Origin of the sequence: Streptomyces sp. NPDC058008, assembly GCF_042886395.1 — a bacterium.
In the GTDB taxonomy this organism is placed as follows: domain Bacteria; phylum Actinomycetota; class Actinomycetes; order Streptomycetales; family Streptomycetaceae; genus Streptomyces.
Window position 1 is genome coordinate 38,416 of record NZ_JBHVQX010000034.1, and the last position, 25,385, is coordinate 63,800.

The 25,385-nt window shown below is 67.9% G+C and carries 35 protein-coding genes; 4 read left to right on the plus strand and 31 right to left on the minus strand.

The annotated features are described in order from the left end of the window. Nucleotides 1–19: 19 nt before the first annotated feature. The 15 genes from ACFVS9_RS28195 to ACFVS9_RS28265 all read right to left on the minus strand — a co-directional run bounded on the left by ACFVS9_RS28195 (nt 20) and on the right by ACFVS9_RS28265 (nt 11,739). Entirely contained in the window at nt 20–493 is a 474-nt protein-coding gene (locus tag ACFVS9_RS28195; RefSeq protein WP_389936706.1) for a hypothetical protein, read from the minus strand. A 129-nt stretch (nt 494–622) separates the two neighbouring features. Continuing rightward, a complete protein-coding gene (locus ACFVS9_RS28200; RefSeq protein ID WP_389936709.1) occupies nt 623–1,072 on the minus strand; it encodes a hypothetical protein in 450 nt (149 codons plus the stop codon). After that, nucleotides 1,069–1,458 carry an HK97 gp10 family phage protein gene (locus ACFVS9_RS28205; protein ID WP_389936712.1) on the minus strand — a complete coding sequence of 130 codons (390 nt, stop codon included), beginning with the start codon at nt 1,456–1,458 and terminating at the stop codon, nt 1,069–1,071. Before ACFVS9_RS28205 ends, ACFVS9_RS28200 begins: the two co-directional genes overlap by 4 nt. A 4-nt stretch (nt 1,459–1,462) precedes the next feature. After that, the gene (locus ACFVS9_RS28210) at nt 1,463–1,900 is read right to left on the minus strand and encodes a DUF6093 family protein (protein WP_389936715.1); all 438 of its coding nucleotides are present in this window, start codon (nt 1,898–1,900) and stop codon (nt 1,463–1,465) included. Next, nucleotides 1,900–2,280, minus strand: a complete 381-nt coding sequence (locus tag ACFVS9_RS28215) for a hypothetical protein (protein ID WP_389936718.1) — start codon at nt 2,278–2,280, stop codon at nt 1,900–1,902. The genes ACFVS9_RS28210 and ACFVS9_RS28215 overlap by 1 nt, the downstream gene beginning before the upstream one ends. Continuing rightward, entirely contained in the window at nt 2,277–2,552 is a 276-nt protein-coding gene (locus ACFVS9_RS28220) for a hypothetical protein (protein WP_389936720.1), read from the minus strand. Before ACFVS9_RS28220 ends, ACFVS9_RS28215 begins: the two co-directional genes overlap by 4 nt. 313 nt (nt 2,553–2,865) lie before the next feature. Continuing rightward, on the minus strand, nt 2,866–3,711 hold the full coding sequence (locus tag ACFVS9_RS28225; protein WP_389936723.1) for a hypothetical protein: 846 nt from the start codon (nt 3,709–3,711) through the stop codon (nt 2,866–2,868). Continuing rightward, nucleotides 3,708–4,037 carry a hypothetical protein gene (locus tag ACFVS9_RS28230; RefSeq protein ID WP_389936726.1) on the minus strand — a complete coding sequence of 110 codons (330 nt, stop codon included), beginning with the start codon at nt 4,035–4,037 and terminating at the stop codon, nt 3,708–3,710. Before ACFVS9_RS28230 ends, ACFVS9_RS28225 begins: the two co-directional genes overlap by 4 nt. Before the next feature lie 85 nt (nt 4,038–4,122). Beyond that, nucleotides 4,123–4,416 carry a hypothetical protein gene (locus tag ACFVS9_RS28235; protein WP_389936729.1) on the minus strand — a complete coding sequence of 98 codons (294 nt, stop codon included), beginning with the start codon at nt 4,414–4,416 and terminating at the stop codon, nt 4,123–4,125. Nucleotides 4,417–4,421: 5 nt separating this feature from the next. Next, nucleotides 4,422–5,474: a major capsid protein gene (locus ACFVS9_RS28240; protein WP_389936732.1), complete on the minus strand. Its 1,053-nt coding sequence runs from the start codon at nt 5,472–5,474 to the stop codon at nt 4,422–4,424. 15 nt (nt 5,475–5,489) lie between these two features. After that, nucleotides 5,490–6,242: a hypothetical protein gene (locus tag ACFVS9_RS28245; protein ID WP_389936734.1), complete on the minus strand. Its 753-nt coding sequence runs from the start codon at nt 6,240–6,242 to the stop codon at nt 5,490–5,492. Between the two features lie 109 nt (nt 6,243–6,351). Then, complete coding sequence (locus tag ACFVS9_RS28250) at nt 6,352–7,020, minus strand: hypothetical protein (RefSeq protein ID WP_389936737.1); 669 nt, start codon at nt 7,018–7,020, stop codon at nt 6,352–6,354. Nucleotides 7,021–7,169: 149 nt separating this feature from the next. Next, nucleotides 7,170–9,077: a hypothetical protein gene (locus tag ACFVS9_RS28255; RefSeq protein ID WP_389936740.1), complete on the minus strand. Its 1,908-nt coding sequence runs from the start codon at nt 9,075–9,077 to the stop codon at nt 7,170–7,172. 567 nt (nt 9,078–9,644) lie between these two features. Further along, nucleotides 9,645–11,210 carry a terminase large subunit domain-containing protein gene (locus tag ACFVS9_RS28260; RefSeq protein WP_389936743.1) on the minus strand — a complete coding sequence of 522 codons (1,566 nt, stop codon included), beginning with the start codon at nt 11,208–11,210 and terminating at the stop codon, nt 9,645–9,647. Next, nucleotides 11,191–11,739, minus strand: a complete 549-nt coding sequence (locus ACFVS9_RS28265) for a hypothetical protein (RefSeq protein WP_389936745.1) — start codon at nt 11,737–11,739, stop codon at nt 11,191–11,193. Before ACFVS9_RS28265 ends, ACFVS9_RS28260 begins: the two co-directional genes overlap by 20 nt. Before the next feature lie 115 nt (nt 11,740–11,854). Between ACFVS9_RS28265 and ACFVS9_RS28270 the strand changes: the two genes are divergently transcribed. Continuing rightward, nucleotides 11,855–12,565: a hypothetical protein gene (locus ACFVS9_RS28270; RefSeq protein WP_389936748.1), complete on the plus strand. Its 711-nt coding sequence runs from the start codon at nt 11,855–11,857 to the stop codon at nt 12,563–12,565. A 399-nt stretch (nt 12,566–12,964) separates the two neighbouring features. On the opposite strand, the gene ACFVS9_RS28275 is transcribed toward ACFVS9_RS28270, so the two are convergent. The 16 genes from ACFVS9_RS28275 to ACFVS9_RS28350 form a co-directional block, all read right to left on the minus strand. Beyond that, entirely contained in the window at nt 12,965–13,465 is a 501-nt protein-coding gene (locus ACFVS9_RS28275; RefSeq protein ID WP_389936750.1) for a hypothetical protein, read from the minus strand. A gap of 91 nt (nt 13,466–13,556) precedes the next feature. Then, the gene (locus ACFVS9_RS28280) at nt 13,557–13,679 is read right to left on the minus strand and encodes a hypothetical protein (protein ID WP_389936753.1); all 123 of its coding nucleotides are present in this window, start codon (nt 13,677–13,679) and stop codon (nt 13,557–13,559) included. Beyond that, nucleotides 13,663–15,837 (minus strand): hypothetical protein, encoded by a 2,175-nt coding sequence (locus tag ACFVS9_RS28285; protein ID WP_389936756.1) that lies wholly within the window; start codon nt 15,835–15,837, stop codon nt 13,663–13,665. Before ACFVS9_RS28285 ends, ACFVS9_RS28280 begins: the two co-directional genes overlap by 17 nt. Before the next feature lie 23 nt (nt 15,838–15,860). Beyond that, nucleotides 15,861–18,050 (minus strand): hypothetical protein, encoded by a 2,190-nt coding sequence (locus ACFVS9_RS28290; protein ID WP_389936758.1) that lies wholly within the window; start codon nt 18,048–18,050, stop codon nt 15,861–15,863. Nucleotides 18,051–18,079: 29 nt separating this feature from the next. Further along, on the minus strand, nt 18,080–18,286 hold the full coding sequence (locus tag ACFVS9_RS28295; RefSeq protein WP_389936761.1) for a hypothetical protein: 207 nt from the start codon (nt 18,284–18,286) through the stop codon (nt 18,080–18,082). Further along, a complete protein-coding gene (locus ACFVS9_RS28300) occupies nt 18,286–19,476 on the minus strand; it encodes a hypothetical protein (protein WP_389936764.1) in 1,191 nt (396 codons plus the stop codon). The genes ACFVS9_RS28295 and ACFVS9_RS28300 overlap by 1 nt, the downstream gene beginning before the upstream one ends. Nucleotides 19,477–19,503: 27 nt before the next feature. Continuing rightward, the gene (locus ACFVS9_RS28305) at nt 19,504–19,677 is read right to left on the minus strand and encodes a hypothetical protein (protein ID WP_389936767.1); all 174 of its coding nucleotides are present in this window, start codon (nt 19,675–19,677) and stop codon (nt 19,504–19,506) included. 21 nt (nt 19,678–19,698) lie between these two features. Further along, a complete protein-coding gene (locus ACFVS9_RS28310) occupies nt 19,699–19,953 on the minus strand; it encodes a hypothetical protein (RefSeq protein ID WP_389936769.1) in 255 nt (84 codons plus the stop codon). Between the two features lie 212 nt (nt 19,954–20,165). Continuing rightward, nucleotides 20,166–20,345 carry a hypothetical protein gene (locus ACFVS9_RS28315; RefSeq protein ID WP_389936772.1) on the minus strand — a complete coding sequence of 60 codons (180 nt, stop codon included), beginning with the start codon at nt 20,343–20,345 and terminating at the stop codon, nt 20,166–20,168. A 16-nt stretch (nt 20,346–20,361) separates the two neighbouring features. Continuing rightward, on the minus strand, nt 20,362–20,751 hold the full coding sequence (locus tag ACFVS9_RS28320; protein WP_389936775.1) for a hypothetical protein: 390 nt from the start codon (nt 20,749–20,751) through the stop codon (nt 20,362–20,364). Next, nucleotides 20,748–20,870, minus strand: coding sequence for a hypothetical protein (locus ACFVS9_RS28325; RefSeq protein ID WP_389936778.1), 123 nt, complete (start codon nt 20,868–20,870; stop codon nt 20,748–20,750). The genes ACFVS9_RS28320 and ACFVS9_RS28325 overlap by 4 nt, the downstream gene beginning before the upstream one ends. After that, nucleotides 20,870–21,283 (minus strand): hypothetical protein, encoded by a 414-nt coding sequence (locus ACFVS9_RS28330; RefSeq protein ID WP_389936780.1) that lies wholly within the window; start codon nt 21,281–21,283, stop codon nt 20,870–20,872. The genes ACFVS9_RS28325 and ACFVS9_RS28330 overlap by 1 nt, the downstream gene beginning before the upstream one ends. Then, nucleotides 21,280–21,543 carry a hypothetical protein gene (locus ACFVS9_RS28335; RefSeq protein ID WP_389936783.1) on the minus strand — a complete coding sequence of 88 codons (264 nt, stop codon included), beginning with the start codon at nt 21,541–21,543 and terminating at the stop codon, nt 21,280–21,282. The genes ACFVS9_RS28330 and ACFVS9_RS28335 overlap by 4 nt, the downstream gene beginning before the upstream one ends. After that, a complete protein-coding gene (locus ACFVS9_RS28340; RefSeq protein ID WP_389936786.1) occupies nt 21,543–21,677 on the minus strand; it encodes a hypothetical protein in 135 nt (44 codons plus the stop codon). Before ACFVS9_RS28340 ends, ACFVS9_RS28335 begins: the two co-directional genes overlap by 1 nt. 94 nt (nt 21,678–21,771) lie before the next feature. Beyond that, nucleotides 21,772–21,966 carry a helix-turn-helix domain-containing protein gene (locus tag ACFVS9_RS28345; RefSeq protein ID WP_389936789.1) on the minus strand — a complete coding sequence of 65 codons (195 nt, stop codon included), beginning with the start codon at nt 21,964–21,966 and terminating at the stop codon, nt 21,772–21,774. Nucleotides 21,967–22,129: 163 nt separating this feature from the next. Continuing rightward, on the minus strand, nt 22,130–22,897 hold the full coding sequence (locus ACFVS9_RS28350; protein ID WP_389936792.1) for a GntR family transcriptional regulator: 768 nt from the start codon (nt 22,895–22,897) through the stop codon (nt 22,130–22,132). Between the two features lie 437 nt (nt 22,898–23,334). On the opposite strand from ACFVS9_RS28350, the gene ACFVS9_RS28355 reads away from it, so the two are divergent. The 3 genes from ACFVS9_RS28355 to ACFVS9_RS28365 all read left to right on the plus strand — a co-directional run bounded on the left by ACFVS9_RS28355 (nt 23,335) and on the right by ACFVS9_RS28365 (nt 25,357). Then, a complete protein-coding gene (locus ACFVS9_RS28355; protein ID WP_389936795.1) occupies nt 23,335–23,523 on the plus strand; it encodes a hypothetical protein in 189 nt (62 codons plus the stop codon). Nucleotides 23,524–23,738: 215 nt separating this feature from the next. Next, nucleotides 23,739–23,876: a hypothetical protein gene (locus ACFVS9_RS28360; protein ID WP_389936798.1), complete on the plus strand. Its 138-nt coding sequence runs from the start codon at nt 23,739–23,741 to the stop codon at nt 23,874–23,876. Continuing rightward, entirely contained in the window at nt 23,873–25,357 is a 1,485-nt protein-coding gene (locus tag ACFVS9_RS28365; protein ID WP_389936801.1) for a hypothetical protein, read from the plus strand. Before ACFVS9_RS28360 ends, ACFVS9_RS28365 begins: the two co-directional genes overlap by 4 nt. Nucleotides 25,358–25,385 lie beyond the last annotated feature (28 nt).

The window sequence follows — 25,385 nt, forward strand, 5'->3', positions numbered from 1 at the left end:
GGGAGCTGAGAGGGGCAGATCACGGGCCGGTGGGCACAGCCGCGTTGAGGAGGGGCCGGTCCGTGATGGCGAAAGCGACGACGATCTTCGCGGCCTCGTTGTCGAGGGTGATCGCGGCAGAGTTCGAGGACACCGTGACCGGGAAGACGTCCATCCCGGCCGCGCCGGCGGTCTTGCCCTTGCGGCAGTTGACGATGAACCCGGTGGTGCCCTTGGCGAGCTCCGTCTCGATGTCGTCGAGGGTGTTGTCCTCGTAGAACGTGATGGACGAGTCGGAGGCGGAGTCGTCGCCGCCGATCTTCGACACGAACGTGGACGCCATGTCGGGCGTCTCGATCATCTGGTTTTCCAGGGAGAACCCGTCGACTGCGGCGATCTGGCGGCTGTAGTCGGTGGCGCCTTCCAGCTCGACGGCTGTCGGCATGTATCCCGGATCGGCGATCGTCTCGACGAAGAGGATCTTCGAGATGCCCTTGCGCTGGAACCTGGCCATGATGGGGCCCCTTTTCCCGGGGCTCCGCCGGTGGCGTGCGGCCCCTAAAACAAACGTGTGTGGGAATCGGCCACGAGGTGGCACGTCCGCGCTGGGGCCGCCGCGGTGCGGTAAAAGACCTGACCGGGGTCAGGCGGGGGTCAGGTCGAACCTGAACCGCTGTACGTAACTGATGATCCCATCGGCGGGGTCATTCGTTCCCCCCGGTTCGGTTTCCAGGGTCCGGCTCATGACGCTGACGCCGGGCAGGATGAGCGGGTGGAGCCACAGGCCGGTGCCCGGATCGCGGCTGAGGAAGGCTTCGCGCGCCTTGTCGGCCATCCATTCCACCTGCTCCGGGTCACCGTTGCTGCCTGGTTTGGCCGGGTCCGGTCCGGACACGGATGTGACCTGGTACACGGGTGACAGGTCGTCGTTCATGTCGGCCAGGGGCGGACCGTCGAGGGCGGTGTCGAGGGAGTCCAGCAGGTAGTAGTTCTGCGGTGCGCCAGTGGGTTTGCGGCCGCGGCCAACGGGCCGGTTGCTGGCCGAGGCGAGCAGGGCGGCCAGGGCGATGGTGACGGGCCGTCTTGCAATCATCGGAGTACCTCCGCGACGGCGTACCGCATCTCCATCATCAGCGTCGCCCCGATGTAGTCAATGGCGGGCCCAACGTGCGGGAACGGCGGCTGATGGTAGGTGCGGCCAATGCTGTCGGTCATGCCCATGTACCCGAACTCGAGGCGGCGTCCCTGCGGGGCGTTCGTGCCGATGGTGCACGAGGCCCCGTATGGCAGGCGTCGAGTCGTCGTCTCCCACGAGTTGCGGTACGCGCCCGTGATGACGTTCGGCCCAGGCCGGCCGGACGCGTTACCGCGGATACGGGCCCGCCCGAGCTCCCCGGTATGACGGACGGCCCGCTGGATCGCGGGGCCGATCTGGGTGCGGGCCCGGTCGAGGCGGTCTGCGAGTTCGTCAGGGGTCACGGGGTCACCTCGCCTGCATCTGATCGATGGGGGTGATGCGTACGACCTCGACGGTTCCGGCTCGACCGGGGTCGGTGGCAATCCATGACCGGCCGATCAGTGCGGTGCGCTGGGTGTCGTGAACGCCGACGACGGTGACCATCGCGTCCTTCGGAGCAATGGGCGCGGACAGAGGGGTGAGGAGTCGGTAGCGGGATGTGGTCTCTGTTACCCACGGCTGGTTTTGGTTCGGGGTGGAGGTGATCTCGGCCTGCGCGGAGGATCCCTGGACCGCCCCCGGCCCTTCGTAGAGGACGTCGCTGTTGGGGTACTCCAGCTGGCCGGTTTCGTCGTTGAGGACGGGCTCGCCGGTTGCGGGCAGCTCGATGCGAACGGTGTCGATGAGGAGGTTGCCGCCGATCCAGCTGACGACTCCCGCGAGGGCGGTGTCGAGTCCGGCCATCACGTTCTCCCCTGCGCCCAGTCGGCGAGCTGCCGCAGCATGGCCACGGTCAGTTCGTGGCGGCCGCCGTCGAGGTCGTCACGCTCCAGCGCGGCGCGTTCGAGGGCAGCAGGGTCGATGTTCTGGAGGAACGCGGCCACCAGATCGCCGTCAGCCTGCTCGGGGGCAGCGACCGCGACGTGGGCGAGCCCTTCGAAGTCCAAGCCCTGGTGCGGGGCGGTGTGGAGCACGAGGAGCGGGGCGGCGCCGACCTGATGCTGGAGGCTGTATCCCTGGAGAGACCGGCTGACGTCGGTGCCGTCGATCGCGACCTTGGCTGCGACGCCGTCGGCAGTAATGCGGACGTGGCGGGGCTGGTCGGCCATGCTGGGGGCGGTCATACCGGGGCCCCTTCCTTGCACAGGCCACAGGCGCAGGCAGCGGCGTCGGCTTCACCGCTTTCCCTCCACAGCGCATACCGCTCTGCGGCCAGACGGTCAGCGTCGCCGCCTCGCACTGTTCCGTCGAGGGCGATCCCGATGGCGCCTCTCAGCCCCATGAGTTCGCCGTGCAACTGTGCGCCAGCGAAAGGCGTGAGGGCCTCCTCACGCGCTTCGAAGTGCGTCAGGCGGCGGTGGTACTCGCGCAGAAGCGAGTCGATAGTCGCGCTCATGCGGCATCACCGCCACGACGAGCTCGGCGCGCATGCCTGTCGATCTCGTGGACGAGCGGTACGTACGCTTCGCCTTCGCTGTTGCTGAACATGAGTACGTGCCGCACGCCGACAGGCTCGTAGCTGGCGCCGCACCACTGGCAGCGGCGACCGATTCCTGGCACCTTGGGTGCCGCGTGCCGTCCTCGGCGGTGCAGGTGTCGCATACGGAGCGCATAGCACCGTGAGTAGACAGCGGTGAAAGCGGTGTACAGCCCACCGCCCTCCCGTTTGAAGCTTGGGAGGAAGCGGTACGCCAGCGCCAGGGCGGGGTTCATGCCGGGTCTCCGGATTCGATGTCGGTGCGGCCGTTGAGGTCGGGGCGGGGTATCCAAGACCGGATGCACCCGTGGTGGGCGGCGGGGTACATGGAGGCGTCATCAATGCTGCGGATCGTGCCGTCCGCGTGATCGGTGTCGGGATGATTCACGAACCCGCATTCGGGTCCGTCCACGCACTGCATCCACTCGGCGTCCAGCTCCCACCGTGAGGTGTTCACCGCACCTGTGTTCGCCGCGACAACGCCCTGCCACGACAACGCGGACCGGGCCCACGCTTCGACAGGGTGCCGGGACTGGTCGGCGTAGATGACCGTGCCCAACGGATGCTCGGCGGCCAGGCGCAGGATGTCGATGCCCTGGTGGTTCCGACCAGCGGCGACCTCGCGGGTGTCGTTCTGTGCGGTACGGGCGAACGCCTGAGCGCGGCGGACGGTCTCCTGGATGCGACGGATCAGGTCGGCGTAGAACACCGCGGTGATCGGGGTGACTGCCGCCTGATGATCGACGGTCCACTGAAACAGGGTCAGGTCCCGGTTGGTGCGACGTAGGGCCTGGAGTGCGCCGTCGCGGTAGGCGGCGGGAAGGTCGATGGCAGCCCATTTCTCGGCAAACGCGCGGGCGTCACGGTCGAACTGGGCGACCTGCCGGTTGAACGCGTTGACCGCGGTACGGATGCGGAGGGTGCTGCCGCGGCCGGGGCGGATTCGTTCCAGGGTCCGCAGCAGGGCATCCTGGGCGGCGGTGATGCGGGACCATTCGCGGGCCAGGCGTTGGGAGGACAGCAGGATCAGGGCGAGAAGTTCCTCGCGGGTCTCCCTGTCCTGGACGGGGGTCGTCATCGGCGGGGCCGCTCGACGAGCTGGATGATGCCGAACCCGTCGCCTGTGTCCTCGTCGGCCGGGTCGTCGGGTGCGGGGGGCTCCCCCGCGATCAGGGCGGCGAGCTGGCGTTCGTAGGCCTTGATGGACTCCGTATACGACACGGACACCACTCCGGACACGTTGACCGTGGACGGCTGGCCGCGCAGGGCGGCGAGACGGCTGCGCACGACTGAGATGGCGACGGCCCGCGCGGATCGGAGCTGGGTGTACCGCTGCTCCAGGTCTGCCAGGTCGGTGTCCTTGCCGAGCTCGTCGAGGAGCCAGGTCTGTACGGCGGCGTCCACCAGGTCCTCCTGTCGGGGGCGGGAAGGGGTGCAGGTGCGGGCCCGGCTCTTGGCGCCCCACCAGGGGGCCGGGCCCGCACGCCGCTTACTGACCGCCGGTGCCCTCAGCGGCGGTCGTCCGGCCCCGGGCCGGCTTACGGGCCGCGGTCTTGCGTGCGGCCGGCTTGGTGTCCTCGGAGTCGCCACCCTCGGTGGGAGTCTCGTCCTTGGACGTGGTGTCGGCTTCGGTCTTGCCGACGGGCGTTTCCCCGTCCTCCCATGCGTTCGGGTTGGTGACCAGCGCCGCGAGGTGCGGTGCCGGTTCCTCGCCGGGGTGCAGGATGACGGTCCGGTGGCGTTCCGGGTCGCGTACGTACACGGCCTTGCTGAGCTTGGCCATGACGGTCACGCCCCGAGGACGGTCGCGGAGATGTGGATGTCCGGGACGTACAGGACGGGCATGCCGATCGCGGCACCACGGGTGTAGATCTGGACCGGGTCGTCTTCGACCTTGGTGACGACGACGATGCCGGGGGCCTCGGCGCGGGTGAGTGCCGGGTTGGTGCCGGAGGTGAACTTCATGGACTCGCGGGTGACGCCGTACTGGGTCTGTCCCCACTCGGCGGCCGGAACGTTCGGCACCATGATCCACTTGTTGTCCGGGAGGACACGCTGGTAGACGTCGTCGTTCCAGACCTGGACGTCGTACGTGACGATCGGCGGGAGCCCGTAGCGGGCTCGTACCGTGTCGACCTCGTTCGGCGCGAGCGTCGCCGTCGGCGTTCCGCCCACGGTGGACGACCCGTAGTACGCGGCCCGGTACTCGGCGTTCGACGCGAGGAGGGCACGGGCCCGGCGGGACGTGATGATCTCGCGCGGGGCCGGCGCGCCGCCGTCGACGAGGTAGTCCATCCAGGCCCGCTCGTCGGACAGGGGGGTGGCGTCCGGGTCGTCCCACAGGACGGCCGCGGTCGGCATGTTCTCCGCCGGGACGTTCCAGTTGACGTCCAGGCCGAGGCCCGGAAGGTTGACCGCACCGGTGGCCAGGAGCTGGCCGGCGGCGAGTTCCTGCGAGGTCCTGATGGACTCGACGTGACGCTCCACGTCGGAGTACAGCAGGTCGATGTACTGCTGCGTGTCCTGGCCGTGGCCGACGTCGAGGAGGATCTGGTCCATCTCGGAGACGGCGAGGGTCTGGCCGAGGGCGGGCAGCATGCCCTCGTTCACGACACGCTCGGCCTGGCGCTTCGCCATGGCCGTCGGTGCGTCGTACGCCCGGAACTTTGCGGCGTTGACGCGGCGCTTCGCGGACGTGGTACGGAACTTGATGCCCTGAACTGCAGTCTCGGGCAGCACTTCCTGGGTGAGCCGGTAGTTCGCGGGGGTGTCGATCTGCCGGGCGAACACGGTCAGGTCGGTGTCATTGGTGTCCTGCAGAAGGAGCTCAAGGGCTTCCATCGTGGTCTCCTCCTTCTACCGGTAGTGGATGTTGACGCCGGGGGCCGTCGCGGTGACGTTCGCCGGGTCGAGGGGGACAGGGAGCTTCGCCGCGAAGACTTCGCCGTGCCACAGCAGGGCACCGGCGGCCTTCGTCGAAGCGGGGTTGAAGCTGATCTCCGAGACGAGGAACCCGGCGAGGACCTGGGTGCCGTCGGAGGCGATGTCGGTTCCGCCGGCGGTGGTCGTGGCGACCGTGACGGACGGGGTGGTGCCGCCGGTCAGGTTGGCGCCGGACGCGGTCATCTGGGCGACGTTGTCACCCGTGTACTGGCCGGCGAACGTGACGGTGACCGGGGTGCCCGGGTGGGGGCCGCCTGCGGTGGCGACGTCTCCGGGGTTGATGTTCGACAGGTTCTCGAGAGCTGTCTTCACCTGCGCCGCGGTCGCGTTGTACGGGATTGCGGCGGTGGTCTGCCCGGAGAACGTCAGCGTGTACGTGCCGCCGGTGGGGGTGCCGGTGACGGTGACGGTCTGAACCTCGCTGGTCGTACCACCGTAGGGGCCGTACAGCCCGGACGCGGTGATCTTTCCGAGCGGGATGCCGGACTTCATGACCGTGCGGCCCTGAAGCAACGGGTTCGCTGACACGGTGTAGTGGGTCTCGGCACTGAACTTGGTCAGGTCGAGGGTGACGGTGTTGGTGTCCTGGACTCCTACCAGGGACGCGAGCCACGGCCGGTCGGCGGTGACGCTGTCCGTGTAGGAGTAGGGCTGGAAGTCGTTCACGACTGCCTCTCCTCATGAAAGCGATACGGCTGGCAACGGCACCCGCAGGTGCACGTCCACGAGGAGGAGGGCGTGGTCCCAACCCCAGCCAGTGGCCAGGAAGGCTGTGTCAGGCGGCGGGCTTGTGGCCGCGGAGTCGGGCCATTTCACGGCCGCGGTCTCCGGGCTTGCCGGTGGGGGTCTGCCGTGCGGGGGGTCCGCCTGCGGGTGCACCGCCAGGGGCCGGGGGGAGCTGCAGGCTGGCCGGGTCGACCTGACGGACACCGAAGAGTTCCGGGCGTCGGCTCTTCAGCGCTTCTGCTGCTGCGGTGACGTCGTCGTCCGTGGCGTCGTTGTCGACGCGCAGGAGAGCAGTGGCGTCGTCAAGGTCGGCGCCGGTTGCTCCTAGTCCTACGAGAGTCGCCCGACGGGTCGCCGTGGTGACCAGGGCTGCCGCCAGGGTCTCCTTCTCGGCCAGACGCCGTTCACGCTCTTCGAGTTCCTGAGCGCGGCGCTCCGTCTCCGAAAGTTGAGCCTGCTCGGCAGCCTTCTGCGCGGCAACGTAGTCCCGGAGGCCATTGACGTCGTCGAAGCCAAGGTCGGCGGCGAGACGCTGGTTCCCGTTGCGGCGCCCGGAGTCCTTCTCGGCGGTCAGCTTCTGCTCAAGCCAGTCGGAGCGGACGATGAGTTCGCCGTCTGCAGGGCCGGGGCGAGTAGCCGGGGGCTTGGGCTTGGGAAGGTTCGCCGGGTCGTCACTCGGGGGGTCTACCGGCGGGTCACCACCGTCGTTGTAGAACACGCCGAGGGCGGTCACACCGGCGTACGGGTGCAACCACGCCGAGTGGATGGCGGGGACGCGGTGGTGCTGCGTGGGGCGACGCATAAGCGCAAGTCCTCCCGAACTTGTTCCAGGCCCCGCGCCTTGATCCAAGGAAAGCATGGGTTTGGTCATTCGTTGCCCCCGGTCCCCTGCCGCCCCTGTACGGGCAGGTCTTCGGCGTCCTCTTCTTCGCCGGCGTCGGCGACCGGGGGGAAGTTCGGGGCGGGTGCGGTCGCGGTCTCGTCGGGGGCTTCCAGGCCGAGAAAGTGGGCTACGGCTTCCGGGTTGCCGAGGGCGTCGGCGAGGAAGCGGGCCTTTTCGAACTGGCGGGACTGGATTTGTGCGATTTCCGCTTCGACGTCGTCGATGGGGAACCCGGCGTCGGTGAGCATCCGCACCCCCGTCTCCAGGGACAGGACACCCTTCTCTACCCCGTTGGAGACCTGGTCGAGGACTGCGGCCCTGTCGGTGGGGGTGTACGGGCCGCGGATGAGGAGGGCATCCTGCGGTGTGACGCCTGCCCAGTCGGGGTGCTGGCCTGCCATGTTCAGGCGCTGGGCGAACTTCAGAATGAGGCTTTCCTTGTGCTCGCGAGCCAGGCGCATGCTGCCGATGAGGGAGTCCAGTGGGCCGAGGCTGATCTGCATGGCGAAACCGGACGGCACTTCGGACGGGGACAGAGTGCCGAGGGATACGGCGGGCAGCCGCACGATGGTCGACGCCCGGTCCTTGAGGTCGGCGACGTGGTTGCGGAGCTCGGCCAGGGCGCTGGACGTATCAACAGCGGTGAGCTTCCCGGCGTCCCCCAGCTTGAAGACCATGCCGGGGCTCGCGGCGAGTTCCTGCCGCGGGTCGGTGACCCCGGACACGGCAAGCATCGGCAGGCCTGTCGTCGCCGATGCTCGCGCGGAGTCGGTATCGGACCCGGCGAGCTCGTCGAAGACCTGCAGCGCCTTCGCGAGGGACGACTGCCCCCAGTGCTCCTCTGCGGGCGGCACCGTGTTGGGGACGTGGATGACCGGGATGAAGTCGATGAGGAGGTCGAGGTGGTCAAGGACTTCGCCGTCGGACCGGGTTGCGTAGGTGGCGGTGTCCAGGGGTAGCGAGTCGACGTCGATGTTGCCCTTGAGGTCGCCGATGACCCATGTGGCATCGGTGAGGTAGCACGTGAAGTAGGAGGGTTCGTCGTTCCACGCGTACTGGCGTGCGATGGCCCCGGAGGCGGGTTCGATGAGGTCGCCGGGGGTCAGGGCGGGCCCTGGGGGGTCGATGGTGTCGTCGGCGTCCGCAGCGGGTTCCGGGGCTGGCGGGAGGGCGCGCACGGCACGGGTGCCGGTCTCGTCGACCCCGGTAACGGTCAGGGGCCGAATCCAGTCCAGCTCGTAGGTGATGCGCCGCAGCCGGGCCTCGAGTCCGCGCTTCGGGTCGGCGGGGAGCTCCCAGGCGAAGTGGACGCGGCGCGGGTACTCGCCGCCGTCGTCGTCCTCCCCGATGACGGGGAAGTAGAACCCGGGGTCGGTGACGCGCAGGGTTGGCCGCTTCTTCGCCGGGTCCCACGCCATGCGGTAGACGCCGTCCCCGAGGGCGACGGTCTTTCGTTCGCACTGCTGGAGCCGCATGGGCAGGAGTTCGGCTTTCGCCCAGTCCCTCAGGAGGTCCTGGACGCGCTCCGCCATGGCACCCGAAGCCGCCCCGGGCTCCCCTGCCGCAGTCTGTTCCGCGCCGGGGACCACGATCTTCTGTTCGCGGCCCAGGACGTTCGCGACGAGCGTGTCGATGAACATGCTGGGGTCGCCGAACTCGCGCCGGTCACGCGCGCTGGCCCCGTCTACGACTTCGGCGATCTCGGCGGCTTGGTTGTGGTCGTAGGCGGACAGCAGCTTGTACGCGGCGAGGCGCCGCTCGTCCTCTGCGGGGACCCACATGGCCTGTGCTTCGGGGAACGCCCTGCGGTTGGGCATGCCCATCGCATCGGAGTAGACGGGCTTGTAGTTCAGCCAGCTCCACGCATGGATGGCGATCTGCCTGAGACCCACCAGATACCCCTCTGTGCCAGGCCCCGCGCCATGTGATCAGCGTACGGGCGTGGACGCCGGGTGTTGCCCCTGCCTCAAGCAGACGGCGGCATATACCTGACCGCGATCTTCTTCGGGGGAAATTCGCCAGAGTTCCAGACGGTGGCCCGCGGGTGGCTTATCGTCAGCATTGCGTGACCAAGGAGTCAGCATGCGTACACCCTCCCTACGGAGAGGGGGTGATATGAGCATGGCTGGACGACGCCGACGGCCGCGACAATGGAAAACCCCGAGCTGGGGGATTATCAGGGCGCTGGTGATCTCAGTTGGCTGGCACCTTCTGAGTCACTTCTTCAGCGACTGAGCCCCCTGCTCAGGGCTTCGTCCGGGGCCTCAGGGCGGCATTCGCCGTCTTGGGGCCCCTCTCCATGTGGCCGCCTCAGCGCACGAAGTAGTGCGCTAGGTTGGCCTGGGTTCCAATGTACAGATCACGATCGGTCTCTGTACCCCTTTCCGAACGTTTCCGGTACCAAAAATGGATTCACCACTTCACATTTTCCGGTTGCCAGCGGTCGCCATTTCCGGTTGTCATCTACGTCCTGCCAGTCTCTGATCGCTGTAGGAACTGCTGCCCACCGCTGTTGTCGCCGGGTTGGCGAGTTCAGTGAGCGCGTGGACGAGTGCGTCTAGGCGGTCTGGTGAGTCCATGCCGGGTACCCAGGTGACCATCTGTGATTCGAGGGCCGGGAGCTCTGCGGTGTGGTGGACGAGGTTCGTCTCGTAGAGCTGGGCGATGGGCTCGGCGCGCAGCCGTTTACCCTTCTTCGCTGTGACGTCCACGATCCTTGGCATGGGATGACCTTCGGTGCGCCCTTGGCGTTCGAGTTCGTTCCAGGCCTGGATGACGTTCTGGCGGGCCATGTCGCCGCCGTAGTTCGTCTCGACGACGATGGCGTCTGCCTGCAGTTCGAGGGCGAGGAGGCAGGTTTCGCGGCCGCGGGCTTCGGCGCTGTGGCTGCCGGTGCGGTCGGCGAGGACGTAGTAGTGGCCGTCGGTGGAGCGGCCGGCGGCGACGATGCCGGATTCGTCGTGTCCGGGGGTGTCGCCTCCGGCGGGGTCGAGGGCGACGACGACGCGGGTGAGGTCGACGGCGCGGAACGCGATGGGGTTGATGCGGTTGTCCGTGATCCACGCCCATTGCCAGACGCCGCCTTCGAGGGGGCGGGGCTGCTGTTGGTAGAGGGCCCACCAGACGCGTTCGCCGACGGCTCGTTTGGTGCGGGCGAGCTCTTCCTCGTCGTACTGCTCGGGCCAGAGAGCTTCGCCGGGTTGCCGTCCGAGTGGGTCTGTGTCGGACAGGGCGAGGGCGGGCAGGTCGATGAGGGTCCAGTTCTCGGGTTCGGTGTCGAGGATCTGCCCGGACAGGTCCAGTTCATGCCAACGCGTATTAATGAGAACAATGGAGGCACCGGGGGCGCGTCGGGTGTAGAACACGGACCGGTACCAGTCCCAGACGCGTTGGCGCTGGGCGGGGCTGTTCGCGTCGTCGGAGCCTTTGAACGGGTCATCGATCACACCAAGTGAAAATCCCTTGCCAGTAAGTGACCCTCCGACACCGGCCGTGACCATGCCGCCGCGGACGGATGACCCGCGGGGAGCCTCGAGGTCGAACCGGTTCGCGGCCCGGGATGCCGGGTCGAGACGGACACCAAGGGTGTCGCCGTACAGGCGTAGCTGGTCGCGAACCCACCGGCCGTGGTCGTCGGCGAGCTCCGCACCGTAGGAGGCCAGCATCACTCGGGCGGTCGGGTTGCGCCGCAGGTACCAGAGGGGGCCCCACCGCGAAGCGCGCTGGCTCTTCCCGTGCCTCGGAGGGCAGGTGATCATCACCTGCATCCGTTCCCCTGCTGCGATCCGCCGGAACACGTCATCGATCATGTCGAGGTGCGGGGCCTGCTTCTCGCGGCCTTCGGTCAGGACGGATGCGAGGGCGCCCGGGGAGCGGTCCATGGCCATCTGCCGTTCCACCCAGGCCAGGCGGAGGCGGACGTCGGGGCTCGCTTGTGCGGCGATGCGGCGGCGATCGGCGATGGGCAGGGTTCGGTAGTGCTGGAGCAGCGTGTCCTCGAGGAGGTCATCCGTTGGTGTTGCCACCAGCGTCCTCCTGCTCGCCAGGCACCGTGGGGGTGATCTGACCGGCGTAACTCATGAGGGTGTGCAGTTCGTCCAGGGACCCGTTTCCGAGGGGTACTGCACCGCCGTCGGGGCCAGAGAGTTCGGTGCGCTGCGGCATGTCGAGGCCGTTGAGCTTGGCCCGCCGGTCCATGAGCTTGAGGATGGTGTCGACGGCCTTGAGGTCGATCTCCTCGCCGACGATCTCGCGTTCCTTGTCGAAGATGGGGCTGGGGGTGGTGGCCTTGTCCCAGACGGCTTCGAGGAGGGAGTCGAGGCGTTCATTCTCCTGCTGCCGGTACACGGATGCCTCAGCCTTTTCGGCGTCGCGTGCTTCTTCGAGGGCGCGGATGAGGTCTTTGGAGGCGCCTTGGACGCTGGAGTAGCCGAGGCAGGTGGGGGATTCGGGGCCGGTGATGCGGGGGTCGTCGTAGCGGATGCCTTCGCGGCGGTAGGCGATGAGCTTGGCGCGCCGACTGGTGATGGCGGCCTGGGTGGCTTTGGAGTTCATGGCGGTGGGGCTCCCGCTGTGTCGTTGTTCCGGTTAGGCCCCGCGCCTGTTACCGATGATCCCCGATGCGGGGCTTCTCCTTCCCCCTGCCTGGTGGTGGTGTCATCCTGCGCGCATGAGGCGTATGCGCGGGGTGGGGATGGTTGTGGCGGCGTTGGCGGCCGCGGTGACGGTGTCGGGGTGCGGGAGTGATGGGGGCGGGGATGCGGGGGCGAAGGCGTCCTCGAGCCCTTCGGTGTCTGTGTCGCCGACTCCGGAGCCTGTGCCGACGGTTGAGGAGCCGGTGTACGCGGCCGGCCCGGAGGGTGACATCGACCGGTTGGCGGACGAGAAGGGCTGGGCTGTTGATGAGTTGTATTCGTCGGCGTCGGATTTCGTGGCGGACATCTGCGAGTCGCTGCCGGAGAGCGCGGTGGACGGGATGTCCCGGCCTCAGTGGCTGGCGGAGTCGGGGAATCTTGACGGGGCAGGGGCGGACATTCTGAAGGCCGGCGTTCCGAAGCTGTGCCCGAAGTGGACGAAGACCTTGAACCAGGCGGTGTCTGGGGACTATGAGCGTTGGTTCGGGAACGGGACGTATCTGGTGTCGTCGAAGCCGCCGACTGACGAGCAGTTGGCGGAGGACGAGGACACGGTGACGATCCCGCCGGGCACGTACCGGGCGAAGGGCAGCATGAAGGATTGCTACTGGGAGCGGACGTCGGAGTCGGGGGAGATCATCGACAACGGTTTCGCGACGTCGGCCCGGGTGATCACGGTGACGATTCGGTCGTCGGACGGTCAGTTCACGTCGGAGCGTTGCGAGGTGTGGAAGCCGGTGCAGTGACGGCGGGTTCATGCGGAAGGCCCCGGCCGGGGGGATTCGGTCGGGGCCTTCCGCTGTCCTGCGGTGGGGCGGGGGGTCTGTGGCACGGCCCGGTTGGCGGGCTCCTGGGCGCGGGGACGTCGAGGAAGTCCGTTGTCCGGGCCGTGCAGTTCTAGCGTGGCGCACGATTGGGGGTTTGTCCGGGCTGCCCTTCCCTCGGGTCCTCCCCCCGTGTGCCGGCCTGCACGGTCAGTGCGGTGGCCAGAGTTCGGGGCTTTGGTCCCTTCAGTCCTCGCCGCGACGACTCCTTGCGGAGGTGGTAGCGGAGGGGGCTGTGGTGGTCGAGGACGTTGGGGTCGAGGATGGCGATGAGGAGCCGCCCGTCGGGGAGACGGGCGGTCACCGTGTTCGGGCTGGGCGTCACGGCAGCTCGTTCCGGGTGTTGGCGATGATGCCGCGGGTGTTGGCGTGGATGCTGCGCTGATCGACGGTGATGTTCCCGTTGTAGTGGTGGTGGACGGGTGCCGGCGCGGCCTGGGCGACTTCCTTGGCGCTCTTCATCAGGCTTTTGAGGGCGAGGACGGGGAGCGTGAGGGCGGCGGGGACGCCTACGACGCACCCGCAGACCCAGGCGATGACGGTGGGGTCGGCCTGGCCGGAGCCCCAGAGGACGGCCGTTGTTGATGCGCCGAGAACGCCCACGAGGACGCTGCTGGTGAGGATGGTGGTGTTGAGGTCGACGGCGCGTTGGGTCATGGGGGGCCGGCCGGGCTGGGGTACAGGTTGGGCGTCGCCGATGGTGGGGAGCTTGCTGTCGTCGCGGTGGAAGGTCGGGATGCGGGTGGCGTCGTTGATGGCTGCGCGAAACTGCTGGATTTGCGCGTCGATCTGCACCTGGGTGTCGGGCTGGGTGGGGTTCATCGTGGGGTCCTTACGCGGCAAGGGGCAGGGGCTGTGGACGCAGAGAGCCCCCGGGTACGACCCGGGGGCTCTCCTTGGTCGCTCGGTTGGGTCAGTCGTCGTCCGGCTGATTGCGGGACATTTCGTTGAAGTAGATGGCGGCGAAGCGCACGGCTGAGTCCTCGCTGAGGCCGGCCTTCTTCAGGCCGACGATCAGCTCAGCCATGTGGAGCATCGCTTCGTCCATGTGCGTCATCTTCAGGTCCGGGAACTCGTCCGGCTGCATCAGGAACCTCACCGGTAGGGGCCGCGTAGGTTCCATCATCGCCCCTCAGGAGCTTGTTCTGCAGGCCAAGTTTGACGCACAGGTCACGGAAGGTTCGGTCGGATTTTTCGTAGCCGGCCCGGACCATCAGGGGGTAGATCTCGGACGGCTTGGCGGGCCGACCGTGGGTCGCGAAGAGGGTCACGGCGAGGTTGTCGTTGGAGACCGGCTTTGGTGTCGCGGCAGCCATTTCAATGGCGGCTGCTTGCTGGGCGGCGCGCTCGAGGGCGTCTTCGTCGATGAGGGCTTCGGTCAGGCGGGGGATGTCGGCGGGTTTCCCGGAGGAGGGCGGGGTGATCGGGTCGCCGTCGTCGTCGGTCATGCGGCCGAGGAGGAGGCTGTAGGGGGCGGGCTTGTCCCAGGAGGTGTAGAGCTCCCAGACGGATTCGTGCATGCGGTCGGCGGTGACGTTGCCGTGGGCGTCGCCGCGGAGGTTCGGGATGATGCGGGCCCAGCGCTGGGTCCAGGCGAGGCCCATGGCGCGGGCGGTGACGTCGTCCATGTCGGGGCGAATGGGGGAGAGCTCGCGGGCGGCGTCCATGAAGAGGTTCTGCATCCGCGTGTAGTCGTCGGAGCCTTCGGTGAACGCTTCGGCCATGGTGGCGTAGGCCTTGGCGGGGGTCGGCTGGAAGGGGCCCTTCGTCGTGGACATGTAGGCGACGGTGCCAGGGTCGGTGAAGATCGCCATGTCGGGGGCGCCGGCGTCAGGGAACAGCATGCTGAGCTCGGACGAGTTGTTGGTGCGGAGCCCGATACGGCCGGGGGTGAGTTCGTCCATGGTGCCGGTGATGTACTCACGGGTGGCGCGGAGCCCGGTGTTGGAGACGCGGACGTTGACGGAGCGGCCCTCTTCGATGATGAAGTCGATGCCTTCGAGGACGTCGTCGGGCATCGACTTCGTCTCGTCGACGCGGATGTGGATGGCGGGGATGTCGGGGCGTGCGGGCAGGTTGTCGACGTCCTCGTCCTCGAGGAGGTCGGCGTACTCGGTTTTGCGGGCGGCGATGGCGGCCCTGGCTGCCTGGATGACGAGGCGGCACTCGTCTTCGGTGGTGGCCGGCCAGTCGATGAGGGGGCGGCCGATGCCGTACCGCAGGTACGGGTTCACGAACACCGCGGACATTTTCGCGGAGGTATCGAGGTCGATGACGATCGCGTCGACGCAGCGGACCAGGCCGAGGCCAAGGGTCTTCATCAGAGCGGTCTTCCCGGAGCCCTGGGCGCCGATCGCGATGAAGCCTTCGTCCTTGAGGTTCAGGCCAGCTTCGGTTCCGTTGCCGATGACGCCGAAGCCGACGGGCCGGTTGATGGTGGTGGGGGTGAGCTTCGGGTAGGGGATGGCGCCGCGCATCATGTTCTTCCGTGTGATTGCGAGGAAGACGACGTTGCGGGGGATGTCGGGGCCGCCGGCGTTGAAGGACACGCCGCCGCCCTTGGGGAGGTGGAGGGCGCCGGCGAGGGCGGCTTCGTAGCCGCGGAGCGCGTCGATGTTCAGGTGCGCCGGGAGGGTGACCTTGATGGTTTCGCCGGCGCCGCTCCCCCACTTGTCGACGACCGGGTCGGCGACGGCCCCTTCGATGCCGCAGACCTCTTCGATGAGGCGCGCCCAGGAGCTCTGGGCGCCTTTGATCTGCTCGCCGTGTTCGAGGCGCCGGTCGAGTTCCTTCTCGGCTGCTTTTGTGTCCTCGCCCCACCGGTCCATGCCGATGTTCGCTGCGGCGCCGGTTGCCCAGATCGCACCGCCGAAGCACATGGTGAGGAGGGTGGGGCCGGTGGCGAGGGCGTAGGAGACCCAGCCTGTTGTGGCGAGCCAGGACGCGGCGCGGGCGACCTGGACGCGGCGCCAGGAGCCGCGGGCCTTCTCGTACATGACTGCGGCACCGGTGCAGAGGGCTCCGGCTCCTGCTCCGGCTTCCCAGGGGATGTCGGCGAGGGGTGCGACGAGGGCGGATGCGAGGGCGAGTTCGCTGCCCCATGCGACGAGCCGCCCGGGGGTGACGGCGTCCCTTGAGAAGTCCCATCGCTTCGGCTTGTCGGTGAGCGTCACCGGTAGTTCTGCAGTGGACATGATGTTCCTCCTTCCTGGTGTGGTTACTCGGACGATCCCCGACCGGCGGCGACGTCCCATTTGCGTTCAGCGCGGGCGCCCTTGCCGTTGCGCCCCTTGGCGTTCAGGCGCAGTTCACGCTGGTGGGCTTTCTGGGCGGCTTTGATGGCCTTCATCAGCTCTTCGGAGACGCGCCGGACCTGCCCGGCGGTACGCAGGACGGTGTCATCGACGATGTTTTCGGTGGGCCAGGTCTTCGTCATGCGCCGGTAGAGCTTGTTGATCGAGTCGGCGACGACTTCGACGCCGACTGCTGATCCGGCGACTTCGGACAGGACGGTGACCATGTGGCCGCGGCCGAAGCCCTTCATGAGGTTGACGAGCTTGCGTGTGCTGGCGTCGGAGGCGGGGACGAGCTTGCTGCCGCCCTTCTGGTTGACGCCGGAGGCGTTGCCTGAGGGCAGGGCAAGACGGGCAGCGTGTGCGGAGGCGATGGCGGCGCGGAGCTTCGCGGCGTCGAGCGTCCCGGGGGCGTTGCGGATGTTCCACCGCTCCTCCCCGATCCGCGGGTCGAGGACACGGATGATGTCCGCGCGGTGGGCCTGGACGAAGACGACCATGATGCTTTCCGACATGACGCCTGCGGTGCGGGCGGCGACGGCAGCGTTGTTCAGGTGCTTGATGACCGAGGGGTGGAGGGGGGCGGTCTTCGCGAGGGCGCGGCCGGCTTCCTGCACGGCGATCGACAGGTTCTTGCACATGTTCGGGATGCCGGTGAGCTCGATGATGTGGTCGGCCATGTCGGCGTCGTCGTCGCTGTGGAGGCCGTGGGCGAGCTGGTCGGCCATGGCGCGGAGGATTGCGTAGGCCACCGAGGTGCGGAAGTCGATCTGCCGCGCGATGGCGGTGCCCGGTGTGCTGGTGCCGGCGGGGGCGGACTGGATCGCGGGGTAGTTCACTGGGGTGCTCCTCGGGTTCTCGGCTGCGGCCGCGAGGGCGAGCAGCTGGTCTTCGTTGTGCAGCGCAAGGTCGATGTGGTGGTTGTGCTGGCGGATGACTTCGGTTTTCACCCTGTGGGGGTCTCCGGTGTTGCCGTCGCGTGCCGCCTGCTGGGCTGCTGCTTTTCCGGCGGCTACGGCTTGGCGGCGGCGCTTCTTCTCGCGCTGTTGTCGGACGAGAGCGATCCGGTCCTCGTCGATGACCTCGACGTCGATGATGTCGCTGGGAGGGTTGTGGGGCTTGGGGGGCAGTCCGTCGTCGACGATTTCCGCGTCGATGATGCCGTCGCCGTTGGTGCTGCCTCCGCCCTTCGGGGTCTTGGGGACGAGGGCGTCGCGGGCTGTGGACGACGTAGCGCCGGCGCCCTTCCCGCCCTTCGTTGTGTTCTTGTCCTTGCTACCTCGACCAGTCCAGGGCCGGTCGCTGGGCGGCTGCTTGCTGCGGCCTTTCAGCTTCTGGCCGCTCTTCGATCCGTCCTTCGTGTCCTTGGTGCCGTCGCTGTTCTTGGGTGCCTTCGGGTTCTTCCCGCTCCTGCCCTTCGGGTCGGTGGCACCCTTCCGGTCGGTACGGTCGCGCTTGCTGTTCTTCGGGGCCTTGTTCGTTTTGTCGTTGTTCTTGAACTTGTCGGCGAGGCCCTTCCCGAGCTTGCTGAGCTTGTCGGCAACCGGGTCTTTCACCTTCGGCTTGCGGTGGCCTCCCGGCCCTGTGGTGCCGTTCCCGCGTCCGTTCGGGGTGTGGTTCCGGCCGCCACCGGGGGTGTTCCTGCTGCCGGTATTCCGGGCGCCGTTCCCGCGGTCGCTGTTGCGTGGGCTGCGGGAGGGGCTGCCTGTGCTGGCACTGTTCCGGTTGGTGTTGTCGTCGTGCTCGCGGCGCCTGCTGCGCCACATCACGGCGGCGGCCAGGGCGGGGCCGGCGACGCCTCCGACGATGGCGCCGACGGGGCCTGCGACGAGGAATCCGACGCCGATCGCCGCCGTTTCACCGCTCACGCTGTGTGACAGCGCCGCATATCCGTTTCGCAACGAATTATCCGTGTTGCCCTGAGATCGGTTCGGGGCGGGGCGGGGCGGGGCAGCGTTTCGGGGCTGCTGAACGACCACAAGAGGGCCCTGGGCGCCGTTCTCGCTTCCGCCCCGCCCCGCCCCGCCGCCCATGCTGTCACCCAACGTGAACGATGAGGGGGTCGTCGAGTCGGGCTCGACCGAGGTGATTGTCTCTGCGCTCACGTCCTGCATTTCCTTTCAGCGGGTTGCGGTTGGGTGGTCTAGAGCGGCTTGCCGGGACGGTCCGGGTCCTCGTAGGGGTATCGGCGGGGCAGGTCGTCGATGTGCCGGAGGGCTGCGGCGAGCTCCTCCTGGACCTGGCGCATGTTGAGGTCCTCGTGCGGGTCGTCGGTGGCCAGCAGGACTGCGGGCCCGGTGATCCGGATGTCGGGGCTGGTGAACTGAGACGGGGTCAGGGTGGGGTTCATCAGTCGTCACTTCCGTTGCGGGACTTCTCGAAGGCGGCGTGCATTTCGTTGTAGAGCTCGCGGAGGGTCTGGTCGGTCTCGCCGTATCCGAGCTCGCGCCACTTCTTGATGAAGGCCCGTTGGGAGGGCTGGCCGAGGTCGGCGTAGATGCGGAAGGCGCGGGCCTTGCGCTCGGCGTCGGTCGCTGCGGGGTTCGAACGCGGCTGCGGCTTGTCGTCGTGCGGCTCGGCTGCGTCTTCGGCTTGGCCGGAGGGTGCGGCTCCGGAAACCGCGCTGGTGGGAGGGGTGGCGACGGGCGGAGGAGCCGCGTCCACATTGTGGGGTCCGATGTTCGACCGCACTCCCTGCATGACGGCGACTTCGAAGTGGCCGCCTCCAAGCTGCATGCCCTTCTCGAAGGCGATTCGGTCGACGAGGTGCGCTTCGGTCATCTGCCGCTCGAAGCCTTCCAGGCCGTGGAGGGCGGCTCGGCCGGACCGAACGAGGGCACGCTTGTACTGGCGCCCGGTCATGAGCTTGGGCTTGCCAACCGAGTTCAGGTCGACGAACCGGTCGGCGGCATTGCTGCGGCTGATGGCTTCGGCGTCGGCGCCGCGGGAGCCGATGCCGAGTTTCGATTCGAGGCGCTTGAGGCGGTCGCGCCATGCTCGGGCGAGGAGCCCGTCGGCCTTGATCTCGACCTTGCCGAGTTTCGCTTCGAGGCCGAGGAGCTTGTGGAGGCCGTAGGCGAGCATGACGGGGCCGACGATGCGGACGAGGGCAGTGCCGGCGTCCTCACCTTCGAAGCGGACGACTTCGATGGCGCCGACGGCCTGGGCGAGGACGAGGACGTACGCGGCGCGGGTGGCGCCCTTGTCAGTGAATGCCCAGGCGTACACGGACAGGCCGAGGACGATCGCTTCGAGGACGAGGCCGACGGTCATGTGCCAGGGGGCGTCCATGTGGAGGCGCTGTTCGGCGAATCGGGCGCTGGTGTTGGTGGAGAGGGCGAGGCCGGCGATGACGACGAGGCCCATTCCGAGGAAGCCGATAGCGTTGCGGCGGTTCTTGGGGTCGGTGGCTTTCCGGCTGGCGCGGGCCTGGGCCTTCTTGGCGGCTCGGTAGCCGAAGGTGAGGGTGGTGAGGCCGAGAAGGGCGGCCCATGCCTGCACGGGCACCTGCTCGACCGCGGTCTGCACTGTGGAGAGCATGGGCGGTGTCCTTCCGGGGTTGGGGGGTTAGTTGCGGGTGTCGCGGAAGGCGGCCGGGGTGTCGCCGCCTCCGTGGGTCTGGATGATGTGGTGGGCGTTGTAGGCGGCGGCTTCGACCTGGTCGTCGAGGGTGGGGTTGGTGAGTGCGGCGGTCAGGGTGTCGATGAGGTGCTGGGCGGCTTCGCCGGGGGTCTGTGTCATGTCGGGGTGTCCTTCGGGTGGTCAGGCGGCGGGGGCGAGGAGCTTGTGGAGCCGGTTGGTGGAGGCCTGGGCGGGCTCGGGCCCGTCGTCAACGTGGTGGTTGCAGAACTGGCAGCGGGAGAGGGCGGCGGGGGTCTCGACGGCGCAGAACCAGCAGGTGCGGGCGCGATCGCCGATGTGCTGGTCGACGCGGCGGAGGTTGTCGTAGGTCTCGTGGTCGGCGGTTGTCCAGGTGGTGGGGTCGGCGTGGGTCTGGCGGAATTCGGCGGCGGTCATGGGGTGCCTTTCTCGTCGTTGAGTGGCGGAGTGGGTGCGGGGGCCGGTGGTCCCGGGCCCCCGCGGGTGGTCAGACTTCGTCGAGAGGGATGCGGGTGGTGGTCTGCTCGTCGTCGCCGTTGTGGCGGCCGGTGGTGGTCATGGAGGGTCCTTTCGGGGTAGGTGCGGGGGTCCGGTCTGTGGGCTCGGCCGGACCCCTGCGGGTGGGGTGGTCAGTCGCCGTAGTCCTCGGGGAGCCCGTGGCGGCGCAGATGCTCGCCCTCGTAGTCGTTGCGGCCGACCGCGGCGAACGTGGCGCGGGCGTCGTTGACCTCGGCGTCGGTCATCTGGGGTGCGGTCTTGTTCGCCCAGCTCTTGCCGGTGAGGTTGGGCCAGCGGTCTGCAGATCCCATGAACGGTCCTTTCGGGTCAGTGGCTGCTGATGGCTGCGGATGCTTCGGATGCGGGCTGGTGGACGTCGGTGTCGGTCAGGGCGTAGAGGGTGATCTCCCCGTGGTGCTGGGTGTCCTTCTGCTGGTGAAGGGGGAGGTGGCGGAGGGCCGGGTTGGTGTCCGGGTTGGTGGCGGTGGCCACCAGCTGGGCGAGGGCGGTCACCAGGTCGGCGCCGGCGGATCCGGCGGTGGTCGCGATGAGGGTCTGGGTGGCGTCGAGGTTCAGGCGGCCAGCGCGGATGGCGGTCTGGGCTTCGCGGATCCCGGTGAGGATCGAGCTGATGCCGGGGATCCAGTCGAGGCCGGTCAGGTCGTCGAGGACGTCGTCGAGGTCGGTGGTGGCGGTCAGGGCCGCGGGGGCGTTCACTTCTCGCCTCGGGCGGCCCGTGCCGCTTCGGCCGCTGCGGCGGCGCGTTGGGCTTCGGCGATCCGCTGGGCGGCCATGGCGTCTGCTGCCTGCTGCTCGGCGTGCGGGTTGTCGGCCATCACAGGTCCCCGTCCCATTCGCCGGTGACCATCTGCTCGTACGCGGCGAGGGAGGCTTCGGCGTCCTGCGAGTCGAATACGTCGGCGAGGTACGACTGGGGGTCGATGTCGTCGAAGTGGGCTTCGATCGCGGCGATGAGCAGCGGGTCGAGTTCGGGGCCGGGGGCGCTACGGCCGGCGAGGTAGTCGGCGGGCATCGTCAGGGCGAACCCGGTGACGACGCTGGTTGCGTCTCCGAGCTCCTCGGTGGCGCGCGGGTTGAGGATCGCCTCACCGGCGAACTGGCCGTCGATGGTTCTGACGGTGACGCGGACGATGGCGGTCTGGTTCGGGTTGGCGAGGATGTCGGCCCCGTTGAGCTGCTGGAGCTCGGTGACGAGACGGAGCGCGGCTTCGAGGTTCTTGTCCATCACGCGGCCTCCGCCCTCGGCTCGGGCTGCGACAGCATCACGGCCAGCTGCTCCGCGGTGACACCGAGCTGCTCAAGGATGCGGATGAGGCCGTCCTCGGTGATGTCGACGCTGTAGCACTGGGTGTGCGCGTCAGCGGCGTGCATGGGGATGGGGGCGACGATGAGGCGGGTGCCGGGCTCTCCGTGGCGGACGCCGTCGCTGTTGAGGTCGATGAGGCGACCCATGAACACGTCGATGGGGGTGAGGGGCCGGTTCGGCATCACGCGACCGCCTTCGTGTCGCGGGGACGGCTGGTCGGCGCGGGGCGGCCCTGTACGCGGCGCAGCGCCTCGTCCATGTCGTTGCCCGGGGTGGTGGGTGCGGTGTGTCCGGTGATGCGGCTACGCTGATTCACGCGGATCTCCTCCTGGTTCAGCAGGTGGTTGGTTCTGTTCAAAGGCCTCGGCCACTGGCGGTTGCGTCGCTGGTGTTCGGGGCCTTTTGCCGTGTCAGGCGACGGCGGTCTGGCTGAGGTAGTTGTCGACGGCCGCCTTCGGGATGCGGAGTCCGCGTCGGCGGGCCGTTCCCGTCCCGAGAAGGTGGCCGTCAAGCTGCTTCTCCCTGACCAGCCTTCGAACGGTCTGGGGGTGAAGCCGCAGGATGCGCGCTACCTCGATCGCGTTCAGCAGGTCTCCGTCGTTCATGGGAATCTCCTTCCAGCGCGAGAGAGGCAACTCCCCTAGGGGAGTTCGTTAGCTCCATTGAAGCCCAGTCCCCTATGGGAGTCAAGCGCGCAGAGCGAACACGCCCCCTGAACGCAAAGAAGCCCCTGTCAGCAGGTGCTGACAGGGGCTCAAGGCGACCGATCTAGTCGGTGAAGTCGTACTCCATGACGAAGCGGGAGGCGTCAAGCAGCATGTCGTTGACCTCAACGATGCGTCCCGACTCGTCCGCGGCTGTGCGCACGATATGCATCACTGGAGTGCCGGCTCCCATGCCTAGCCGTGCCGCCTCGTCGGGGCTTGGCATCCGCGACCGAAGTTCCTCTCTGAATCGCTTGGGCTCGTGACCAAGGTCGGCAAGGCGGGCATAGATCCCGCCGGGCCCGGTGTCGACCTGGACGATGGGCGACCCGGCGACAACGTCCATCGGAAGGTAGGAAACGGCCGCCATGACGGGTACCCCCTCAACCGTGTAGATCCGGGCGCGCTTGCACACTGTGGCGTCGCCAGAAAGGCCCATGGTGCGGGCAATCTCGGTCGGCGGGGAAATCTCCTCAGGTTCTTCGTTCAGGGGGATCATCGGCCGGTCGTGAACATCGACGGACCACATGGACTGTCCGCCACCCCAGAGCTCTTTGGAGAGCCTCTTGGTCGCATTGCGGCGGATCGGCTCGAAGGAGCGGACGAAGAAGCCCTTGCCGTGGCGGCTCTCGAGGACACCCTGGTCCCGAAGGGAGACGAGCGCGTTGCGAGCGGTCATCTTGGACACGCCGTGGCGTTCCTTGAGTTCCATTTCGCTGGGCACTTTCTGGCCAGGCTCCAGCACCCCGTCGAGGATCTGGGCGCGCAACTCCGCAGCAATCCGCTGGAAAGCGGGCTGCTCACGATCGCTTGGCGTCTTCTCGCCTGGCAAGAAATCCTCCTCGTAGCTTGTCTAGGGGACCACGCTAACGCCCCATCTGATGTCTCGCTCAGGGGGCCTTCCCCTACTCGACAGGGGTAGCGTGACACACTCCCCTAGGGGAGCTTAGGATAGACCTGGCCGTGCAGTCACCCCCGCCTCCCCAAAGCTGACGAATGGGAGGGATGGTCAGTGCTCCTGCATAGGCTGTGACGGTCGACCGGTTCATCAGGCCGGCCGACCGCCCTTATAGCCGCCGACCTGCGAAGACAAGCGGCTACGTGACAGACCGACCTAGAGAGAGCGGAGCTGCCGTTGCTGACCCTACCCACAAACTTTGAGGACATCGAAGTTTCGGCACTGGGAGATCTCCAGTGACCGCCAAGTCTTCGTTGCCGCCGTTCGTAACCTTCGCAACCGGCGCCGATCTCCTGATGAGTCTCGGCCTGGTGAGCAGCATCACCGTCGAAGGCTTGCGGTACATCTCACGCAACGAGGACTGGCCCTTCGGTCCGGACCGACCGTACGAGTACGGCCACATCGGCAACGCCAAGACCATGGCGACTGCGCCGTTCCTGGAGTACTTCCGCAGCGGTCCACCCCGAGGCGGCAGGGGCAGACGCCCCAAGACTTCGTGACCCGGTTATCTGGCCAGCCACGGCTTGGCCCAGAAACGCGCAGACGGCCGGAGAGTTCGCAGCTCCTACCGGCCGTCCAAGCGCAACAGCGGCTCACAACCGCTGCATCAGACACTCGCTCTGTTGAAAGCTGAGGTCCCCATGAGGGTACCGCTAGTAGTGCACATCGCCGCAAGCGCACGCTCCGTGATCCTCCGTACGGCGGGGGTGACCGCATGAGCATCAAGCACTCATTCCGCCGCATCCGGCCGTCCGAGTTCGTCATCCGCGGGAAATGGTTCGACTTCACCGGAGTCGACGCGCAGAAGCTAATCGAGCAGGCAGCAAAGTCGTTCCGGGGGGCAGGGCAGTGAGCCTTAACCCGGAAGTCCGCCGCGGCGGCAACCTGCCGTTCGGCATGGTCGCGTCCTGCTGGATGTGCGACCCCCGCTACAGCACGAACGCCCGGACCCTCTACGCCATCCTCGTGACGTACGCCGACACTCAGGGCCGCACCACCGCCAAGGGGAAGCCGTACCGCCCGGAGCTGGCCGCACAGATGGGCGTCTCCGTGTCCACCGTCGACCGCACGTTGGTCGAGATGGAGGTCGCCGGCATGGTCGTCATCGAGGAGCGCGTCGACCCGGCGAACCCGACCCACAACGACTCCAACGTCTACCACCTGCAGGACTACCCGCTGATGTACGCGGGGAACGGCGAGTGGAAGGACCCGCTTGGCCGGGGCGTCAAGGCTGCTGACGTGGCAAAGGAGCTGATCGAGAAGCGTCGGGCGGAGAAGCGCGCCCAGGGCATTGCGCGGAAGGGGGGCGTCCCCAAGGGCGTCAACCCGAAGAAGGTCAGGGAGCAGCGTCAGTCCGCTGAACAGGGAGAGGGCGAGGAGGGGAGTAGCAGCACCCATGCTGCCGGTTCAGGCAGCACCCATGCTGCTACTCCCGCAGCACCCGTGCTGCGCAATGTCTATAGCCCTGTCCAGACCCCTTCTCGAGAGAAAGACGTCTTGCTGGACGGCCGTAGGCCCTCCTCAGGTAGTAGGGACCTGGGGCCTGTGGAAAACAGCGGCTCCGCCGCGTCCGGCAAGACGAGCTCCTCCCCCAACCAGCACGACGACACCCGCGGGCCAGCTCGAGGACAGAAGAGCGGCAGCAAGAAGGAAGGGCGGAAGTACACGGCCGCCGAGTGGGCGCAGATCCACGCCGTCAGGGCGCTTCTCCCCCAGGCGATCCGTGAGGGCCTGCCGCTCGCCTCAAGCCTGTCGGACGCGATCCTGAAGGCGATGGCGGAGGGGCGCACCGTTGAGCAGATGGGCGACCGGATCATGTACCGGTGGGTGAACCACGGATTCGCCGACAAGCTCCACACGGACGAGCAGCTGCGCACTCCTGTTGGTGCTGCTGTTGCGATGGTCCGCCCGTTGCGCCGTGGTGACCGGTTCGCGTGCCCGGATCTACGGTGCGAGAACGGGGCGAGCCTGGACACCGGGGAGGCCTGTCGGCTGTGTGCGGAGCGGATCGCGGACTGGAAGGCGGAGCGGGCCCGGGAGTGCGGCCAGAAGCGGCCCACGGGCGCGAACACGCCTCCTGTGGGCGCCGGTTCGTCCGACGCTGCGCTGCCGCCTCAGCGGGCCGTACAAGGCGCCCCGGCGGTGCGCACCGAGCAGGACTGGCGGGCGCTGGCTGCTGCTGAGGAAGAGGCCCGCCGGAAGACCGAGTGCGACGGCCGTGACGGCATGTGCGGCAACAAGCTCGTCCCCGGCCAGATGCTCTGTCGTCGGTGCGCCGAAGACGCCGCGGAGCAGCACGGCCTCGAGAACGCGGGCGTTCCCGCCCCGTTCTGACACCCTGCACCGGGCTGGCCTTCGCGGG